This is a genomic window from Pseudomonas sp. PSE14 (assembly GCF_029203285.1).
In the GTDB taxonomy this organism is placed as follows: domain Bacteria; phylum Pseudomonadota; class Gammaproteobacteria; order Pseudomonadales; family Pseudomonadaceae; genus Pseudomonas.
The window spans coordinates 4,556,688-4,571,645 of record NZ_CP115669.1 but is presented as its reverse complement, the minus strand read 5'-3'; the positions used below and the strand labels follow the sequence as shown (position 1 = coordinate 4,571,645).

Below are 14,958 nucleotides of genomic sequence, written 5' to 3'. Positions count from 1 at the left end.
CATGCTCGCCGCCTTCTTCAGCAGGCGGGGCGGGTGAGAGCCCGTCCTTGACCTGGCGCATGAGCGGCGCCGCCGTCCTCGTGCACAGTCACCTCCGTGCAGCCGGCCGCAAGAGCCTGGCGCCGGGCGCAAACGCGCCAACCTCCGTGAAAGCCGATGGGGTCGCAAGTCCCTTGAGTCCCTTGTTCGAGGATCTGGACCCATGTCGTTTACCCGTAGACAAGTACTCGGCGGTCTCGCCGGCCTGGCCGTGCTCGGCCTGGGCGCCGGTGGCGCGCGCATCTGGCTGGCCCGCCCGCAGATTGCCGCCGAGCATGATTACGAGCTGATCGCTGCCCCGCTGGACCTGGAGCTGGTGCCCGGCCACAAGAGCCCCGGCCTGGCCTATGGCGGCCAGGCGCCGGGCGCGGAAATTCGCGCGCGCCAGGGCGACTGGCTGCGGGTGCGCTTCACCAACAAGCTGGACGAGCCCACTACCATCCACTGGCACGGCATTCGCCTGCCCATCGAGATGGACGGCGTGCCCTATATCTCGCAGCCGCCGGTGCAGCCGGGCGAGAGCTTCATCTATCAGTTCAAGACGCCGGATGCCGGCAGCTACTGGTACCACCCGCACCTGATGAGCAGCGAGCAGCTCGGCCGTGGCCTGGTCGGGCCGCTGATCATCGACGAGCGCGAGCCCACCGAGTTCAGCAGCGAGAAGACACTCTGCCTGAAGACCTGGCACGTGGACGAGGAGGGCAACTTCACGCCCTTCAGCGTGCCCCGCGAAGCCGCGCGTGAAGGCACCCGCGGGCGCCTGTCGACCATCAACGGCGAACGCACGCCGGTGATCGAGCTGCCGGCCGGCGAGATCGTCCGGGTGCGCCTGCTCAACGTCGACAACACCGTGACCTATCGCCTCAACCTGCCGGACGCCGAGGCGAAGATCTACGCCATCGACGGCCACCCGGTGGAGCCGCGCGATTTCGGCAAGGGTCCGAAGGACCAGTACTGGATCGGCCCCGGCATGCGCCTGGAGCTGGGTATCCGTGGTCCGGCCGAAGGTGCCGAACTGTCGCTGCGCAACGGGCCGGTTCGCCTGGCAACCATCCGTGGCGTGGCTAACCCGAAGGCGCCCACGGCCAAGTGGCCTGCCGCGCTGCCGCACAACCCGGTGTCCGAGCCGGACCTGAAGAACGCCGAGACCATCAACTTCAAGTTCGAGTGGGTCGGTGCCATCTCCGACTACTCCAAGGGCCAGTCGGCGCCTTCGCTGTGGCAGATCAACGGCGTGGCCTGGCAGGGTGGCGAGGAGCACAAGCACAACGCGCCGCCCCTGGCCAAGCTCAAGGAAGGCAACAGCTACATCTTCGTGCTGCGCAACATGACCCAGTACCAGCACCCGATCCACCTGCACGGTATGACCTTCAAGGTGCTGGACTCCGACCGCCGGGACATCATCCCGTACTTCACCGACACCTACCTGCTGGGCAAGAATGAGACGGCACGCGTGGCGCTGGTGGCGGATAACCCCGGTCTGTGGATGTTCCACTGCCACGTGATCGATCACATGGAGACCGGTCTGATGGGAACCATCGCGGTGGGCGAGGCATGGTGCGGCTGACGAACAGAAAGGGACATCCGACCGTGAAGGGGCTGCGGCCGATCATCGATCGCAGCCAGGATATCCCCTTCATGCGCGAAGCCCTGGCGCTGGCCGAGCAGGGCGCGGCCCTGGGCGAGGTGCCGGTGGGCGCGCTGCTGGTGCTGGATGGCCAAGTGATCGGGCGTGGCTTCAATCGGCCGATCACCTCCCATGATCCCAGCGCCCATGCCGAAATGGTCGCCATCCGCGAGGCCGCCGCCGCGGCGCAGAACTACCGCCTACCGGGCGCCACGCTGTACGTCACCCTTGAGCCGTGCAGCATGTGCGCCGGACTGATCGTCCATTCGCGCATCCAGCGCGTGGTGTACGGCACCACTGAGCCCAAGTCGGGCGTGGTGGTCAGCCGCGGTGCCTTCTTCGAGCAGGACTTCCTCAACCACCGTGTACTGGTGGAGGGCGGCGTGCTGGCCGAGGAGTGCAGTGCCATGCTCTCCGCCTTCTTCAAGGCGCGCCGGGCGAACAAGCCTCCAGTCGGTTGAGTTGTTCGATTGGGTGAACGCTCGGTCCTGGGCGATCTTGATCGAGTGCATTCACTGAATTTCATATGTTTCAGTAACTTGCTGTAATTATTGAGGCGCCTTTTCTGCGCCTAAAGTCGTATCTCGCCTCCCGGACTCCTGTTTTCTGTGTGTTATTTTGCACGTCCGCCCTCGCGGCGGCGCTGACAGGCGCGCAAGTCCAAGAACAAAAGCCAGGACGCCTGCGGCACTCCAACGATTCATGCTGCCCATGAACGACCCGGAGGCGCCCCTGTTCCTCGCTGTTCTGCAATGCCGTTGTCCTGGAAGGCCATCAGCACGCCGACGCTGGTCGCCCCGGAGCTCGTCATTAACATGTAGAGGACTTGTTATGAGCCAATCCGGGAACCCCACGTTCCAGGACCCCACCGCCAGCGAAGCGGTGGATTCGTCGGGCCTAGAGGTCAAGCGTCTGAGCTTCCTCGAAGCCGTGGCGATGATCGTCGGCACCAATATCGGCGCCGGCGTGCTGTCCATGGCCTACGCCAGTCGCAAGGCCGGCTTCATGCCGTTGCTGCTGTGGCTGGCGGTCGCCGGCATCTTCACCACCATCTCGATGCTCTACGTCTCCGAGACGGCGCTGCGTACTCGCACCCACAACCAGTTGAGCGGCCTGGCGCAGCGCTATGTCGGTTCCTTCGGCGCCTGGGCGATCTTCCTCTCGGTGGCGGTCAACAGTATCGGTGCGCTGATCGCCTACATGAGCGGCAGCGGCAAGATTCTCGCGGCCTTCTTCGGCATCAGCCCGGCGCTGGGCAGCCTGCTGTTCTTCATCCCGGCCGCCGCCGTGCTCTACATGGGCCTGGGCGCCATCGGCAAGGGCGAGAAGTTCATCAGCATCGGCATGGTCAGCATGATCCTGATCCTGGTGGCCGCCACCCTGCTGAACGAGAACACCGAGTTCGTCCGCCTGCTCGAAGGTGACTGGATCTACATGGTGCCGGTGTTCAACATCGCGGTGTTCTGCTTCTCCGCCCAGTACATCGTGCCGGAGATGGCAAGGGGCTTCAGTCATGCGCCCAGGCAGTTGCCCAGGGCGGTGATCACCGGGATGCTGACCACCTTCGTCCTGCTGAGCGTGGTGCCGATGTCGGTGATTGCGCTGACCGGCCTTGAGAACCAGTCCGAGGTTGCAACGCTGGCCTGGGGCCAGGCACTGGGGCAGTGGGCGTTCTTCACCGCCAACACCTTCGCCCTGTGCGCCATGCTGACTTCGTACTGGGGCCTGGGCGGCAGCTTCCTGACCAACATCTTCGACAAGTTCCACAAGCTCGGTCCGGAAAGCCAGCCGAAGACCCGCCTGCTGGTGCTGGCCATCGTGGCGTTGCCGCCGTTCGTGCTGGCCTACAGCGGCCTGGTGGGCTTCGTCAACGCGCTGTACTTCGCCGGTGCCTTCAGCGGGGTGATCCTGTCGATCATGCCGATCCTGATGCTGCGTTCGGCGCGCAGGAGCGGTGACTTCGAACCGGCCTGGAAATGCGGCTGGATCGCCCACCCGGCGATCCAGGTGGTGATCGTGCTGATCTACCTGTCCAGTGCCGTCTATGCGATCTGCAGTGCGCTGAACCTGTTGCCTTCGGGCTGGTGAGTCGCTCGATCGCGCCATGAAAAAGCCCGGCTGATGCCGGGCTTTTTCATGCCTGGATGCTCTTTCGTGGGGGGGCTCAGAGCTTCTCGTCCTGCGTATTGTCCTGTGGCTTGGTCTTGTTCACGCCCGGCAGGTGCAGGCCGCTTTCGGCGAGCTGGCCACCTTCCATCTGCGGCTGGGTCACCCAGGTCAGGATGTCGTAGTAGCGCCGCACGTTCTGTACGAAGTGCACCGTTTCGCCGCCGCGCGCATAGCCGTAGCGGGTCTTGCGGTACCACTGCTTCTGCGACAGGCGCGGCAGCATCTTCTTCACGTCGAGCCACTTGTTCGGATTCAGGCCCTCCTGCTCGGCGAGCTTGCGCGCATCGTCCAGGTGGGCGCCGCCGATGTTGTAGGCGGCCAGGGCGAACCAGGTGCGGTCCGGGTCCTGGATGCTCTCGGGCAATTCGTCCTTGATCTGGATGTAATACTTGCTGCCGCCCTGGATGCTCTGCCGGGCGTCGAGGCGGTTGGCCACGCCCATCGCCTGCGCAGTGCGGTTGGTCAGCATCATCAGGCCGCGCACGCCGGTCTTGGAGGTGGCATCGGGCTGCCACATGGATTCCTGGTAGCCGATGGCGGCCAGCAGGCGCCAGTCGGCTTCGAGCTTCTGGCCGCTCTGGCGGAAGTGCGGTTCGTACTTGGGCAGGCGTTGCTGCAGGTGCTGGGCGAAGGTGTAGGCGCCGACATAACCCAGTACGTCGACGTGGCCGTAGTAGCGGTCCTTCAGGCGCTGCAGCAGCCCGTCCTGCTTGGCCTTGTCGAGGAAGGCGTTGACCTTCTCCAGCAGGCTGTTGTCGTCGCCGGCCGGCAGCGCCCAGGCCAGGCCGCGGGAGTCGCCGAGGTCGAAGGCGACGCGGACGTTGGGGAAGTACACCTGGTTCATCGCCAGTTCATTGGAGTCGACCAGGGTGAGGTCGATCTCGCCGACATCCACCATGCGCAGCAGGTCGACCATTTCGTCGGCGTCGGATTCGCGATACGTGATCTTGGGGAACTGCTTCTTCAGCTCGGCCAACTGGGCGGCATGGCTGCTGCCCTTGAGCACGACGATGCGCTTGTCCTCGAGGTCTTCGGGGCGGGTAGGGCGCTGCTCGCCGTTGCGGTAGACGACTTGCGGCGTTACATCGAGGTAGGAGTGCGAGTAGCGTACCTGCGAGCTGCGGTCGCCTCCTGGCGTCAGGCCCGCGGCGGCGAGGTTGGGGCCGCCGTCGCGGCCGAGCTGGCCATAGAGGTCGTCCAGGTTGTCGGCGGTTTCGATCTGCAGCGAGACCCCCAGGCTGTCGGCAAAGCGTTTGGCCAGCTCGTATTCGAAGCCGGTGTCGCCGTTGCGATCCTGGAAGTAGGTGGCGGGGCTGTTGCGGGTGATCACGCGCAGGACGCCGTCCTTCTGCACACGCTCCAGGGCTGTCGGGACTTTCGCCTCGGTACAGCCGGAAAGCAGCAGAAAGATACAGGTCGCCAAGAACCAGGCGGTGCGACGCACGCGGGACGCAGTCAGGGCAAGCATCGAGGCAGTATACGCAAAGGCCGTGCGGCGCCATATATCGACAGCTTGACGCTTCTCTGCTAGCTGACGTGCCGTTCGTCGGCATTTTGGCGCATAACACCGGGCCAGGCGGGCTGGGAAGGGGCCGGTCGAAGCTGTTCGAAGGTTAAAAACCGATTGGATGGCGATGGTGGCGAGGAAGGCGCTGGACAGGTGCCGCCGCCCCGCGCTTTACGGTAGAATGCACGGCCTCTGTGGGCCGGCCCGCCCGGCCCCACACACTTCCCCGTCTCCAGAGGCTGTTCCGACAATGCTGATCCTGCGCGGTGCTCCCGCCCTTTCCGCTTTCCGCCACGGCAAACTGCTCGACCTGCTGACCCAGCAGGTGCCCGCCGTCACCGGGCTGTATGCCGAGTTTGCGCACTTCGCCGAGGTCACCGGAGCCCTCAACGCCGAGGAAGAACAGGTCCTCGCCCGCCTGCTGAAATACGGCCCGAGCGTCCCGGTACAGGAACCCGCCGGTCGCCTGTTCCTGGTGGTACCGCGTTTCGGCACCATCTCGCCCTGGTCGAGCAAGGCGTCGGACATTGCCCGCAATTGCGGCCTGGCCAAGATCGAGCGCATCGAGCGCGGCATCGCCTACTACGTCAGCGGTGAGCTGAGCGAGGCCGATGCGCAAGCCGTCGCCGCCCGCCTGCATGACCGCATGACCCAACTGGTCCTGGGCCAGCTCGAAGAAGCTTCCGCCCTGTTCAGCCACGCCCAGCCCAAGCCGCTGACCGTGGTGGACATCCTCGCCGGCGGTCGCGCCGCGCTGGAGAAGGCCAACCTCGACCTGGGCCTGGCCCTGGCCGAAGACGAGATCGACTACCTGGTGAAAAGCTTCGTCGAGCTGGGCCGCAACCCGCACGACGTCGAGCTGATGATGTTCGCCCAGGCCAACTCCGAACACTGCCGCCACAAGATCTTCAACGCCAGTTGGGATATCGACGGCCAGGCTCAGGACAAGAGCCTGTTCGGCATGATCAAGAACACCTATGAAATGCACCGCGAAGGCGTGCTGTCCGCGTACAAGGACAACGCCGCGGTCATGAAGGGCTACGTCGCCGGCCGCTTCTACCCGAACGCGGAAACCCGCCAGTACGGTGCCAGCGAAGAGCCGGTGCACATCCTGATGAAGGTGGAAACCCACAACCACCCGACCGCCATCGCTCCCTTCCCCGGCGCCTCCACCGGCTCCGGCGGCGAGATCCGCGACGAAGGTGCGACCGGCCGTGGCGCCAAGCCGAAAGCCGGCCTGGTGGGCTTCACCGTCTCCAACCTGAACATCCCCGGTTTCGAGCAGCCCTGGGAAGTGCCCTACGGCAAGCCCGAGCGCATCGTCACCCCGCTGGACATCATGATCGAAGGTCCGCTGGGCGGCGCCGCGTTCAACAACGAATTCGGCCGCCCGAACCTGGCCGGCTACTTCCGTACCTTCGAGCAGGCCATCGCCACCCCGCGCGGCGAGGAAGTCCGTGGCTACCACAAGCCGATCATGATCGCCGGCGGCATGGGCAACATCCGCGAAGACCACGTGCAGAAGGGCGAGATCTCGGTCGGCGCCAAGCTGATCGTGCTCGGCGGCCCGGCCATGCTGATCGGCCTGGGCGGCGGCGCCGCGTCCTCCATGGCCACCGGCGCCTCCGCCGCGGATCTGGACTTCGCCTCGGTGCAGCGCGAGAACCCCGAAATGGAACGTCGCTGCCAGGAGGTCATCGACCGTTGCTGGCAGCTGGGCGACAACAACCCGATCAAGTTCATCCACGACGTGGGCGCGGGCGGCATCTCCAACGCCCTGCCGGAACTGATCAACGACGGTGGCCGTGGCGGCCGTTTCGAACTGCGCGCCGTGCCCAACGACGAGCCGGGCATGAGCCCGCTGGAAATCTGGTGCAACGAGTCGCAGGAGCGTTACGTCCTGTCCGTCGACGCCGCCGACTTCGAGACCTTCAAGGCCATCTGCGAGCGCGAGCGCTGCCCGTTCGCCGTGGTCGGCGAGGCCACCGAAGAGAAGCAACTGACCGTAGCCGACAGCCACTTCGGCAACAAGCCGGTGGACATGCCGCTCGAAGTGCTGCTCGGCAAGCCGCCGCGCATGCACCGTTCGGTCACCCGCGAAGCGGAGCTGGGCGATGACTTCGCCGCCGCCGGCCTGGACCTGACCGAGTCCACCGAGCGCGTACTGCGTCACCCGGCCGTGGCCAGCAAGAACTTCCTGATCACCATCGGTGACCGCACCATCACCGGTCTGGTGGCTCGCGACCAACTGGTCGGCCCGTGGCAGGTTCCGGTGGCCGACTGCGCCGTCACCGCCACCAGCTTCGACGTCTACACCGGTGAAGCCATGGCCATGGGCGAGCGCACCCCGCTGGCCCTGATCGACGCCCCGGCCTCCGGCCGCATGGCGATTGGCGAGACCATCACCAACCTGGCCGCCGCCAGCATCGACAAGATTTCCGAGATCAAGCTCTCCGCCAACTGGATGGCCGCTGCCGGGCACCCGGGCGAGGACGCGCGCCTGTACGACACCGTCAAGGCTGTCGGCATGGAGCTGTGCCCGGCGCTGGGCATCACTATCCCGGTGGGCAAGGACTCCATGTCCATGAAGACCCGCTGGCAGGATGGCGATGCCGAGAAGAGCGTCACCTCGCCGATGTCGCTGATCATCTCCGGCTTCGCTCCGGTCAGCGACGTGCGCAAGACCCTGACCCCGCAGCTGCGCCTGGACAAGGGCGAGACCGACCTGATCGTCATCGACCTCGGCCGTGGCAAGAACCGCATGGGTGGCTCCATCCTCGCCCAGGTCAACGGCCAGATCGGCCGCGCTGCGCCGGACGTCGACGACGCCGAAGACCTGAAGGCCTTCTTCGCCGTGATCCAGGGCCTGAACGCCGACGGCCACCTGCTGGCCTACCACGACCGTTCCGACGGCGGCCTGATGGCTACCGTGGTCGAGATGGCCTTCGCCGGCCACTGCGGCCTGGACCTGAACCTCGATGCACTGGCCGAAAGCCGCGAGGAACTGGTTGCTGCGTTGTTCAACGAAGAGCTGGGTGCCGTCATCCAGGTTCGCAGCGGCGCCACTCCGGAAGTGCTTGCCCAGTTCAGCGCCGCCGGTCTGGAAGACTGTGTCGCGGTCATCGGCCAGCCGGTCAACGGCGCCGACATCGAACTGGCCTTCAACGGCGAGCAGGTCTTCAATGCCCTGCGCCGCGACCTGCAGCGCATCTGGAGCGAGACCAGCTACCGCATCCAGCGCATGCGTGACAACGCCGACTGCGCCGACCAGGAATTCGACGGCCTGCTCGACGAGAGCAATCCGGGCCTGTCGGTGAAGCTGAGCTTCGACGTCAACGACGACATCGCCGCGCCGTACATCAAGAAGGGTGTGCGTCCGCAGGTGGCCATCCTGCGCGAGCAGGGCGTCAACGGCCAGGTGGAAATGGCTGCCGCCTTCGACCGCGCCGGCTTCGCCGCGATCGACGTGCACATGAGCGACATCCTCTCCGGCCGCGTCAGCCTGGAGCAGTTCAAGGGTCTGGTAGCCTGCGGCGGCTTCTCCTACGGTGATGTACTGGGCGCTGGCGAGGGCTGGGCCAAGTCCATCCTCTTCAACACCCGTGCCCGTGATGGTTTCCAGGCCTTCTTCGAGCGCAAGGACAGCTTCGCCCTGGGCGTGTGCAACGGTTGCCAGATGATGTCCAACCTGCACGAGCTGATCCCCGGCACCGAGTTCTGGCCGCACTTCGTGCGTAACCGCTCCGAGCAGTTCGAAGCGCGCGTGGCGATGGTCCAGGTCCAGGAATCGCAGTCGATCTTCCTGCAGGGCATGGCCGGTTCGCGCCTGCCGATCGCCATCGCCCACGGTGAAGGCCATGCGGAGTTCGAGAGCGAGGAGGCGCTGCTGGAATCCGATCTGTCCGGCACCGTGGCACTGCGTTTCGTCGACAACCAGGGCAAGGTCACCGAAGCCTACCCGGCCAACCCGAACGGCTCGCCCCGTGGCATTACCGGCCTGACCAGCCGCGACGGCCGCGTCACCATCATGATGCCGCACCCGGAGCGCGTGTTCCGCGCCGTGCAGAACTCCTGGCGTCCGGATGAGTGGGAGGAGAACGGCGGCTGGATGCGCATGTTCCGCAACGCCCGCGTCTGGGTGGGTTGAGCCCGGTTTCCGGGTGAGACACGAAAAGGGGAAAGCTTCGGCTTTCCCCTTTTTCTTTGGGGTGTACGCCGTTTCATCCAGGACGCGGAGGAGAGGACTTTGGCTGATCAACGGCTTCCTGAAGTCCGCTCGGTCGAGGCGGGACAAATTCTGCGCCTGTGCCGATGCGGGCGGTGCCCGTGCCTCCCGGATGCCGCCGAAGGCTGTGTGGACACGCTGGAGCTGAGCGTGGGGCGCGAGCGTCACCTGTTGCTCTGCCGCTGCGGTCGTTCGGCTAATCTGCCTTATTGCGATGGTTCCCATGCGCCGGACGCGCCGGGCTTGAGAGCTCGCTGGCAGCGCTTCATGGGGCGCTGATCTCGAAGTCGGTCACAGATTTCGGACAAAGTCGCCTGAGGGCGAACGCCCACGGCACCAGGCGGTCGAACTTTCCCGATGACTCGTGAGTCATAAGAGGCAATGTGCCACTACTTATGGCAGCATTTGTCATACGTGGCGTCATTCGCCACGGCGTTTCCTGTTTCGATCTCCCTGTTTCGGAGCATTCGATGTACAAACTTTGTTTCTACGTTCCGGAGAGTCACCTGGAACCGGTCAAGAAGGCGGTATTTGCCGCGGGTGCTGGACGCATCGGTGCCTATGACAGCTGCTGCTGGCAGGCGCTGGGACAGGGGCAATTCCGGCCGTTGCAGGGCAGCAATCCGTTCATCGGCCAGGCGGGCACCGTCGAGCAGGTGGCCGAATGGAAGGTCGAGATGGTGGTGGCGGACGAGCTGATCCATGACTCGGTCAAGGCCTTGAAGGCCGCGCACCCTTATGAGACGCCGGCCTTCGAGGTGTGGCGGTTGTCGGACATGGTGTTCTGACGTAAATGAAAAAGGCGCCCAAAGGCGCCTTTTTCATTGGTGTGTCCGGTCAGGGACGGATCTCGATCAGCGTGCCGTCCTTCACCAGGCTCCAGACCTCGCGCAGGTCGGCGTTGGTCATGGCGATGCAGCCGTTGGTCCAGTCGAGGGTGGAGAAGTACCACTCGGGGTATTCCTCATCCAGCGGGGTGCCGTGGATCATGATCATGCCGCCCGGCGACAGGTTCTTTTCCCGCGCCTTGGCCACATCACGCGCGTTGGGGTAGGAGATGTGCATGGAGAGGTTGTACTTGTCGCTGGTCTTGCGCCAGTCGATCCAGTAGAAGCCTTCCGGCGTGCGGTTGTCGCCCTCGGCGAGCTTCGGTCCTTGCGGGCGCTTGCCCAGGGACACGCGGTAGCTCTTGAGAATTTTGCCGTTGCTCATCAGGTGCAGTTTGCGCTCGGACTTGAGCACGAGAATCTTGTCGATATGACCGTCGAGCGTAGGCGTCGCACTGGCGTTCGAGAACGCGGCGAAGGTAAGACAAAGGACGGCGATCAGCCAGCGCATTGAAACGTATTCCCCAGTGATCCTAATGCCTTAGAGGCGGTGTACAGGTCTTTTAGTTCTTTTTCTGTGCCAGCATCGGTGCGATGGCTTCGTTGCGCACCGGGAAGCTCCGCTTGATCCGGTCCGCAAAGTAGCATTCTAAGGTACGGCCCACGGTGGGGAAAGCCAGCTCACCCCACGGGATGTCGGATTCTTCGAACAGTTTTACCTCCAGGCTCTCCTCGCCGGCGCGGAAGTCCAGGTCGGCCAGTTCGGCGCGGAAGAACATGTACACCTGGCTGATGTGCGGCAGGTCGTAGAGGGTATAGAGCTGCAGGTCGTGGACGCGGGCGCAGGCTTCTTCGAGGGTTTCCCGCGCAGCGGCCTGCTCCAGGGTCTCGCCGTTCTCCATGAAGCCGGCGGGCAGGGTCCAGAAACCCTGGCGCGGCTGAATGGCGCGACGGCACAGCAGGATGCGCCCTTCCCACACCGGCAGGCAGCCGGCGACGATGCGAGGGTTCTGGTAATGCACGGTATGGCACTGGTCGCAGACGTAGCGCGGGCGGTTGTCGCCGCTGGGGATGCGCAGGCTCACGGGAGCGCCGCACTGACTGCAGAATTTCATGCCGTTTCCTTGTTCGAATATGCGCCCATCTTGCGCGCTGCGCCGGGCACGCAGCAAGGGGCGGGGCTTGGGCAGTTCGGTCTTTCGTGCCATGATCGTTCAATTAAAAGAATCGGCCCTTTCCCGCAGGATGTTCGGCATGCTGGACCAGCTGCGCCAACGCATACAGGCGCACACGCCTCGCGACTTCGAAACGGACCGCAGCTTCCCGGAAGCGGCGGTCCTGCTCCCCATCACTCCCCAGGAAGAACTCGTGCTCACGTTGCGCGCGACGGGGCTGTCCACCCACAGCGGCGAGGTGGCATTCCCCGGTGGGCGACGCGACCCCGAGGACGTCGACCTGATCCATACCGCCCTGCGCGAGGCGGAAGAGGAGATCGCCCTGCCGCCCGGGCTGGTGGAAGTGGTCGGGCCGTTGAGCACGTTGCTGTCCCGTCACGGTATCCTGGTCAAGCCATTCGTCGGCTTCGTCCCGGACTTCGTCGAGTACCGCCCCAATGACGGCGAGATTGCCGAAGTCTTCAAGGTGCCGCTGGAGTTCTTCCGTGGCGACCCGCGGGAAACCACTCATCGCATCGATTATTTCGGCCGCAGCTGGTACGTCCCCAGCTACCTCTACGAGGGGTACAAGATCTGGGGGTTGTCGGCGATCATGCTGGTCGAGTTGGTCAATCTGCTGCATGACGCCCGCATCGACCTGCACCAACCGCCCGCGCAGTTCATCAAGCTGAGCTGACGCCTATAAAGAGCCGAACGAGCGGCCCCCGCCTGAGGAGAAACCCATGAAGTACCGCCTGGGCTCGTCCCAAGTCGAAACCCATCCGGAAAGCTGGATCGCCCCCACGGCCACGGTGATCGGCAAGGTTCGCCTGGATGCCGGCGCCAGCGTGTGGTTCAACGCCGTGCTGCGTGGCGACAACGAGCTGATCCACATCGGCGAGAACAGCAACGTGCAGGATGGCACCGTGATCCACACCGACATGGGCTTCCCGCTGACCCTGGGCAAGGGCGTGACCATCGGCCACAACGCCATGCTGCACGGCTGCCAGGTGGGCGATTACAGCCTGATCGGCATCAACGCGGTGGTCCTCAACGGCGCGAAGATCGGCAAGTACTGCATCATCGGCGCCAACGCGCTGATCCCCGAGGGCAAGGAAATTCCCGACGGCTCCCTGGTGATGGGCTCGCCCGGCAAGGTGGTGCGCGAGCTGACCGAGGCGCAGAAGAAGATCCTCGAAGCCAGCGCCGCCCATTACGTGCACAACGCCCAGCGTTACGCCCGCGAGTTGGCCGAGCAGGAAGAATGACAGTAGAACGTCCCGTGGCCTCGCCCTGCGTGCATGTCTGCGCGCTGGATGACGCCGACATCTGCCTGGGCTGCCAGCGCAGCGCCGACGAAATCACCCGCTGGGGGCGCATGGACAACGCCGAACGCCGCGAGGTGCTCCGGCGTTGCGAAGAGCGCGCCCGCCAGCAGGGCGTGCTGATCTAGCACGCCGCCGAGCTTTTTCGTTTCAACACTTTCCCTTCCCGAGGTTTCACGCAATGCCCCGTATTGGAACTCCCCTGTCGCCGAGCGCGACCCGTGTACTGCTCTGTGGCTCCGGCGAGCTGGGCAAGGAAGTGGCGATCGAACTGCAGCGCCTGGGTTGCGAGGTGATCGCCGTTGACCGTTACGAGAACGCACCGGCGATGCAGGTGGCGCACCGTAGCCATGTGATCAGCATGCTCGACGGCGGGGCCCTGCGCGCGGTGATCGAGCAGGAAAAACCGCACTACATCGTGCCGGAGATCGAAGCCATCGCCACCGCGACCCTGGTCGAGTTGGAGAGCGAAGGCTACACCGTCGTCCCCACCGCCCGCGCCGCACAGCTGACCATGAACCGCGAGGGCATCCGTCGCCTGGCCGCCGAGGAACTGGGCCTGCCCACCTCGCCGTATCACTTCGCCGATACCTACGAGCAATATGCCGCCGGTGTTGCTGCCGTGGGCTACCCCTGCGTGGTCAAGCCGATCATGAGCTCCTCCGGCAAGGGCCAGAGCGTGCTGAAATCCGATGCCGACCTGAAGGCCGCCTGGGACTACGCCCAGGAGGGTGGCCGCGCCGGCAAGGGCCGGGTGATCGTCGAGGGCTTCATCGACTTCGACTACGAGATCACCCTGCTGACCGTTCGCCACATCGGCGGCACCACCTTCTGTGCCCCCATCGGCCACCGCCAGGTGAAGGGCGACTACCACGAGTCCTGGCAGCCCCAGGCCATGAGCCCAAAGGCGCTGGCCGAATCCGAGCGCGTGGCCAAGGCGGTCACCGAGGCGCTGGGCGGTCGCGGCCTGTTTGGCGTGGAACTGTTCGTGAAGGGCGATCAGGTGTGGTTCAGCGAAGTCTCGCCGCGCCCGCATGACACCGGCCTGGTGACCCTGATTTCCCAGGACCTTTCCGAGTTCGCCCTGCACGCCCGCGCCATCCTCGGTCTGCCGATCCCGGTGATCCGCCAGCTGGGCGATTCCGCCTCGGCGGTGATTCTGGTGGAAGGCAAATCGCAGCAGGTTTCCTTCGGCAACCTCGGCGCCGCCCTGAGCGAGCCGGATACCGCGCTGCGCCTGTTCGGCAAGCCGGAAGTGGATGGTCAGCGCCGCATGGGCGTGGCCCTGGCGCGCGACGAGTCCATCGACGCGGCCCGCGCCAAGGCGACCCGTTCGGCCCAGGCGGTCAGCGTCGAGCTGTGAGCCGCTGGGCGGGGTTGATGTGGTGGGCGGCGGCATTGCCGCTGCTGCCGCTGGCCCTGCCCATGGCCGTGCGCACCCGGCGCACGGCCTTGCGCCTGGCTCCCGCGGCGGGTGTCTGCGAAGGCGTCGCCGGCATCGAGATGCCAGGCGAACCCTTCCGTCTTCTACTGCTGGGTGAGTCCACGGTCGCCGGAGTCGGCGCATCCTGCCTGGATTTTGCCCTGGCCGGGCGCCTGGCGCTGGCGCTTTCCTGTCGGCTGGAGCGTCCCGTCGCCTGGCGTGCGATCGGGGAGAACGGTATTACCGCCGGCGAGGCCTGTGAGCGCTTGTTACCAATGGCGGCGGATCAGGATTACGACCTGGTGGCGCTGGTCTTCGGCGTCAACGATACGACCCACTTCAGTTCCAGCCAGCGCTGGTTGGGCTCTCTCAAACAACTGATCGGGCATTTCCGAACCCGTGGCGCGCGCGTGGTATGCACGGCGGTGCCGCCGCTGCAGCATTTCACCGCGCTGCCGTGGCTGTTGCGGCAACTACTGGGCTGGCGCGCGGCGTTGCTGGATCGCCAGCTCGGTACGCTGGCCCTGACGCAGGGCGCCGGTTATTGCGAGGTCAGCCTGGAAATGCAGCCGCAGTTCCTCGCCATCGACGGTTATCACCCCTCGGCGCTGGGCTATCAGGTCTGGGGCGAACACCTGGCGCAGTGGCTGGTGCAGTCGTAG

At 65.1% G+C, this 14,958-nt stretch carries 14 protein-coding genes; 11 read left to right on the top strand and 3 right to left on the bottom strand.

The window, feature by feature from the left end; genetic code table 11:
* The first annotated feature begins 202 nt into the window (after positions 1 to 202).
* The 3 genes from O6P39_RS20905 to O6P39_RS20895 all read left to right on the top strand — a co-directional run bounded on the left by O6P39_RS20905 (position 203) and on the right by O6P39_RS20895 (position 3,754).
* Positions 203 to 1,606, top strand: a complete 1,404-nt coding sequence (locus tag O6P39_RS20905; RefSeq protein WP_275608337.1) for a multicopper oxidase family protein — start codon at positions 203 to 205, stop codon at positions 1,604 to 1,606.
* Positions 1,597 to 2,127: a tRNA adenosine(34) deaminase TadA gene (gene tadA / locus O6P39_RS20900; RefSeq protein ID WP_275611995.1), complete on the top strand. Its 531-nt coding sequence runs from the start codon at positions 1,597 to 1,599 to the stop codon at positions 2,125 to 2,127. The genes O6P39_RS20905 and tadA overlap by 10 nt, the downstream gene beginning before the upstream one ends.
* Before the next feature lie 370 nt (positions 2,128 to 2,497).
* Entirely contained in the window at positions 2,498 to 3,754 is a 1,257-nt protein-coding gene (locus tag O6P39_RS20895) for an amino acid permease (RefSeq protein ID WP_275608336.1), read from the top strand.
* A 76-nt stretch (positions 3,755 to 3,830) separates the two neighbouring features.
* On the opposite strand, the gene mltF is transcribed toward O6P39_RS20895, so the two are convergent.
* Positions 3,831 to 5,303 carry a membrane-bound lytic murein transglycosylase MltF gene (gene mltF / locus O6P39_RS20890; protein WP_275608335.1) on the bottom strand — a complete coding sequence of 491 codons (1,473 nt, stop codon included), beginning with the start codon at positions 5,301 to 5,303 and terminating at the stop codon, positions 3,831 to 3,833.
* A gap of 289 nt (positions 5,304 to 5,592) precedes the next feature.
* Here mltF and purL point away from each other — a divergent pair, with 289 nt between their 5' ends.
* From purL to O6P39_RS20875, 3 genes are all read left to right on the top strand, one after another.
* A complete protein-coding gene (gene purL, locus O6P39_RS20885) occupies positions 5,593 to 9,489 on the top strand; it encodes a phosphoribosylformylglycinamidine synthase (RefSeq protein WP_275608334.1) in 3,897 nt (1,298 codons plus the stop codon).
* A gap of 207 nt (positions 9,490 to 9,696) precedes the next feature.
* On the top strand, positions 9,697 to 9,846 hold the full coding sequence (locus O6P39_RS20880) for a CDGSH iron-sulfur domain-containing protein (protein ID WP_331319312.1): 150 nt from the start codon (positions 9,697 to 9,699) through the stop codon (positions 9,844 to 9,846).
* Between the two features lie 191 nt (positions 9,847 to 10,037).
* Positions 10,038 to 10,355: a YqfO family protein gene (locus O6P39_RS20875; protein ID WP_207887456.1), complete on the top strand. Its 318-nt coding sequence runs from the start codon at positions 10,038 to 10,040 to the stop codon at positions 10,353 to 10,355.
* Between the two features lie 49 nt (positions 10,356 to 10,404).
* Here the strand turns inward: O6P39_RS20875 and O6P39_RS20870 are convergent, their stop codons facing one another.
* Positions 10,405 to 10,905, bottom strand: coding sequence for a L,D-transpeptidase family protein (locus O6P39_RS20870; protein WP_207887455.1), 501 nt, complete (start codon positions 10,903 to 10,905; stop codon positions 10,405 to 10,407).
* Between the two features lie 52 nt (positions 10,906 to 10,957).
* Entirely contained in the window at positions 10,958 to 11,509 is a 552-nt protein-coding gene (locus O6P39_RS20865; RefSeq protein ID WP_275608333.1) for an NUDIX hydrolase, read from the bottom strand.
* A 130-nt stretch (positions 11,510 to 11,639) separates the two neighbouring features.
* Here O6P39_RS20865 and O6P39_RS20860 point away from each other — a divergent pair, with 130 nt between their 5' ends.
* Genes O6P39_RS20860 through O6P39_RS20840 form a run of 5 tightly spaced genes read left to right on the top strand, consistent with a single transcriptional unit; the run spans position 11,640 to position 14,958 of the window.
* On the top strand, positions 11,640 to 12,245 hold the full coding sequence (locus O6P39_RS20860) for a CoA pyrophosphatase (RefSeq protein ID WP_275611993.1): 606 nt from the start codon (positions 11,640 to 11,642) through the stop codon (positions 12,243 to 12,245).
* A gap of 46 nt (positions 12,246 to 12,291) precedes the next feature.
* Positions 12,292 to 12,816 carry a gamma carbonic anhydrase family protein gene (locus O6P39_RS20855; RefSeq protein WP_275608332.1) on the top strand — a complete coding sequence of 175 codons (525 nt, stop codon included), beginning with the start codon at positions 12,292 to 12,294 and terminating at the stop codon, positions 12,814 to 12,816.
* Entirely contained in the window at positions 12,813 to 13,001 is a 189-nt protein-coding gene (locus O6P39_RS20850) for a DUF1289 domain-containing protein (protein WP_275608331.1), read from the top strand. The genes O6P39_RS20855 and O6P39_RS20850 overlap by 4 nt, the downstream gene beginning before the upstream one ends.
* A 53-nt stretch (positions 13,002 to 13,054) precedes the next feature.
* The gene (gene purT, locus O6P39_RS20845) at positions 13,055 to 14,236 is read left to right on the top strand and encodes a formate-dependent phosphoribosylglycinamide formyltransferase (RefSeq protein ID WP_275608330.1); all 1,182 of its coding nucleotides are present in this window, start codon (positions 13,055 to 13,057) and stop codon (positions 14,234 to 14,236) included.
* The gene (locus O6P39_RS20840; protein WP_275608329.1) at positions 14,233 to 14,958 is read left to right on the top strand and encodes an SGNH/GDSL hydrolase family protein; all 726 of its coding nucleotides are present in this window, start codon (positions 14,233 to 14,235) and stop codon (positions 14,956 to 14,958) included. The genes purT and O6P39_RS20840 overlap by 4 nt, the downstream gene beginning before the upstream one ends.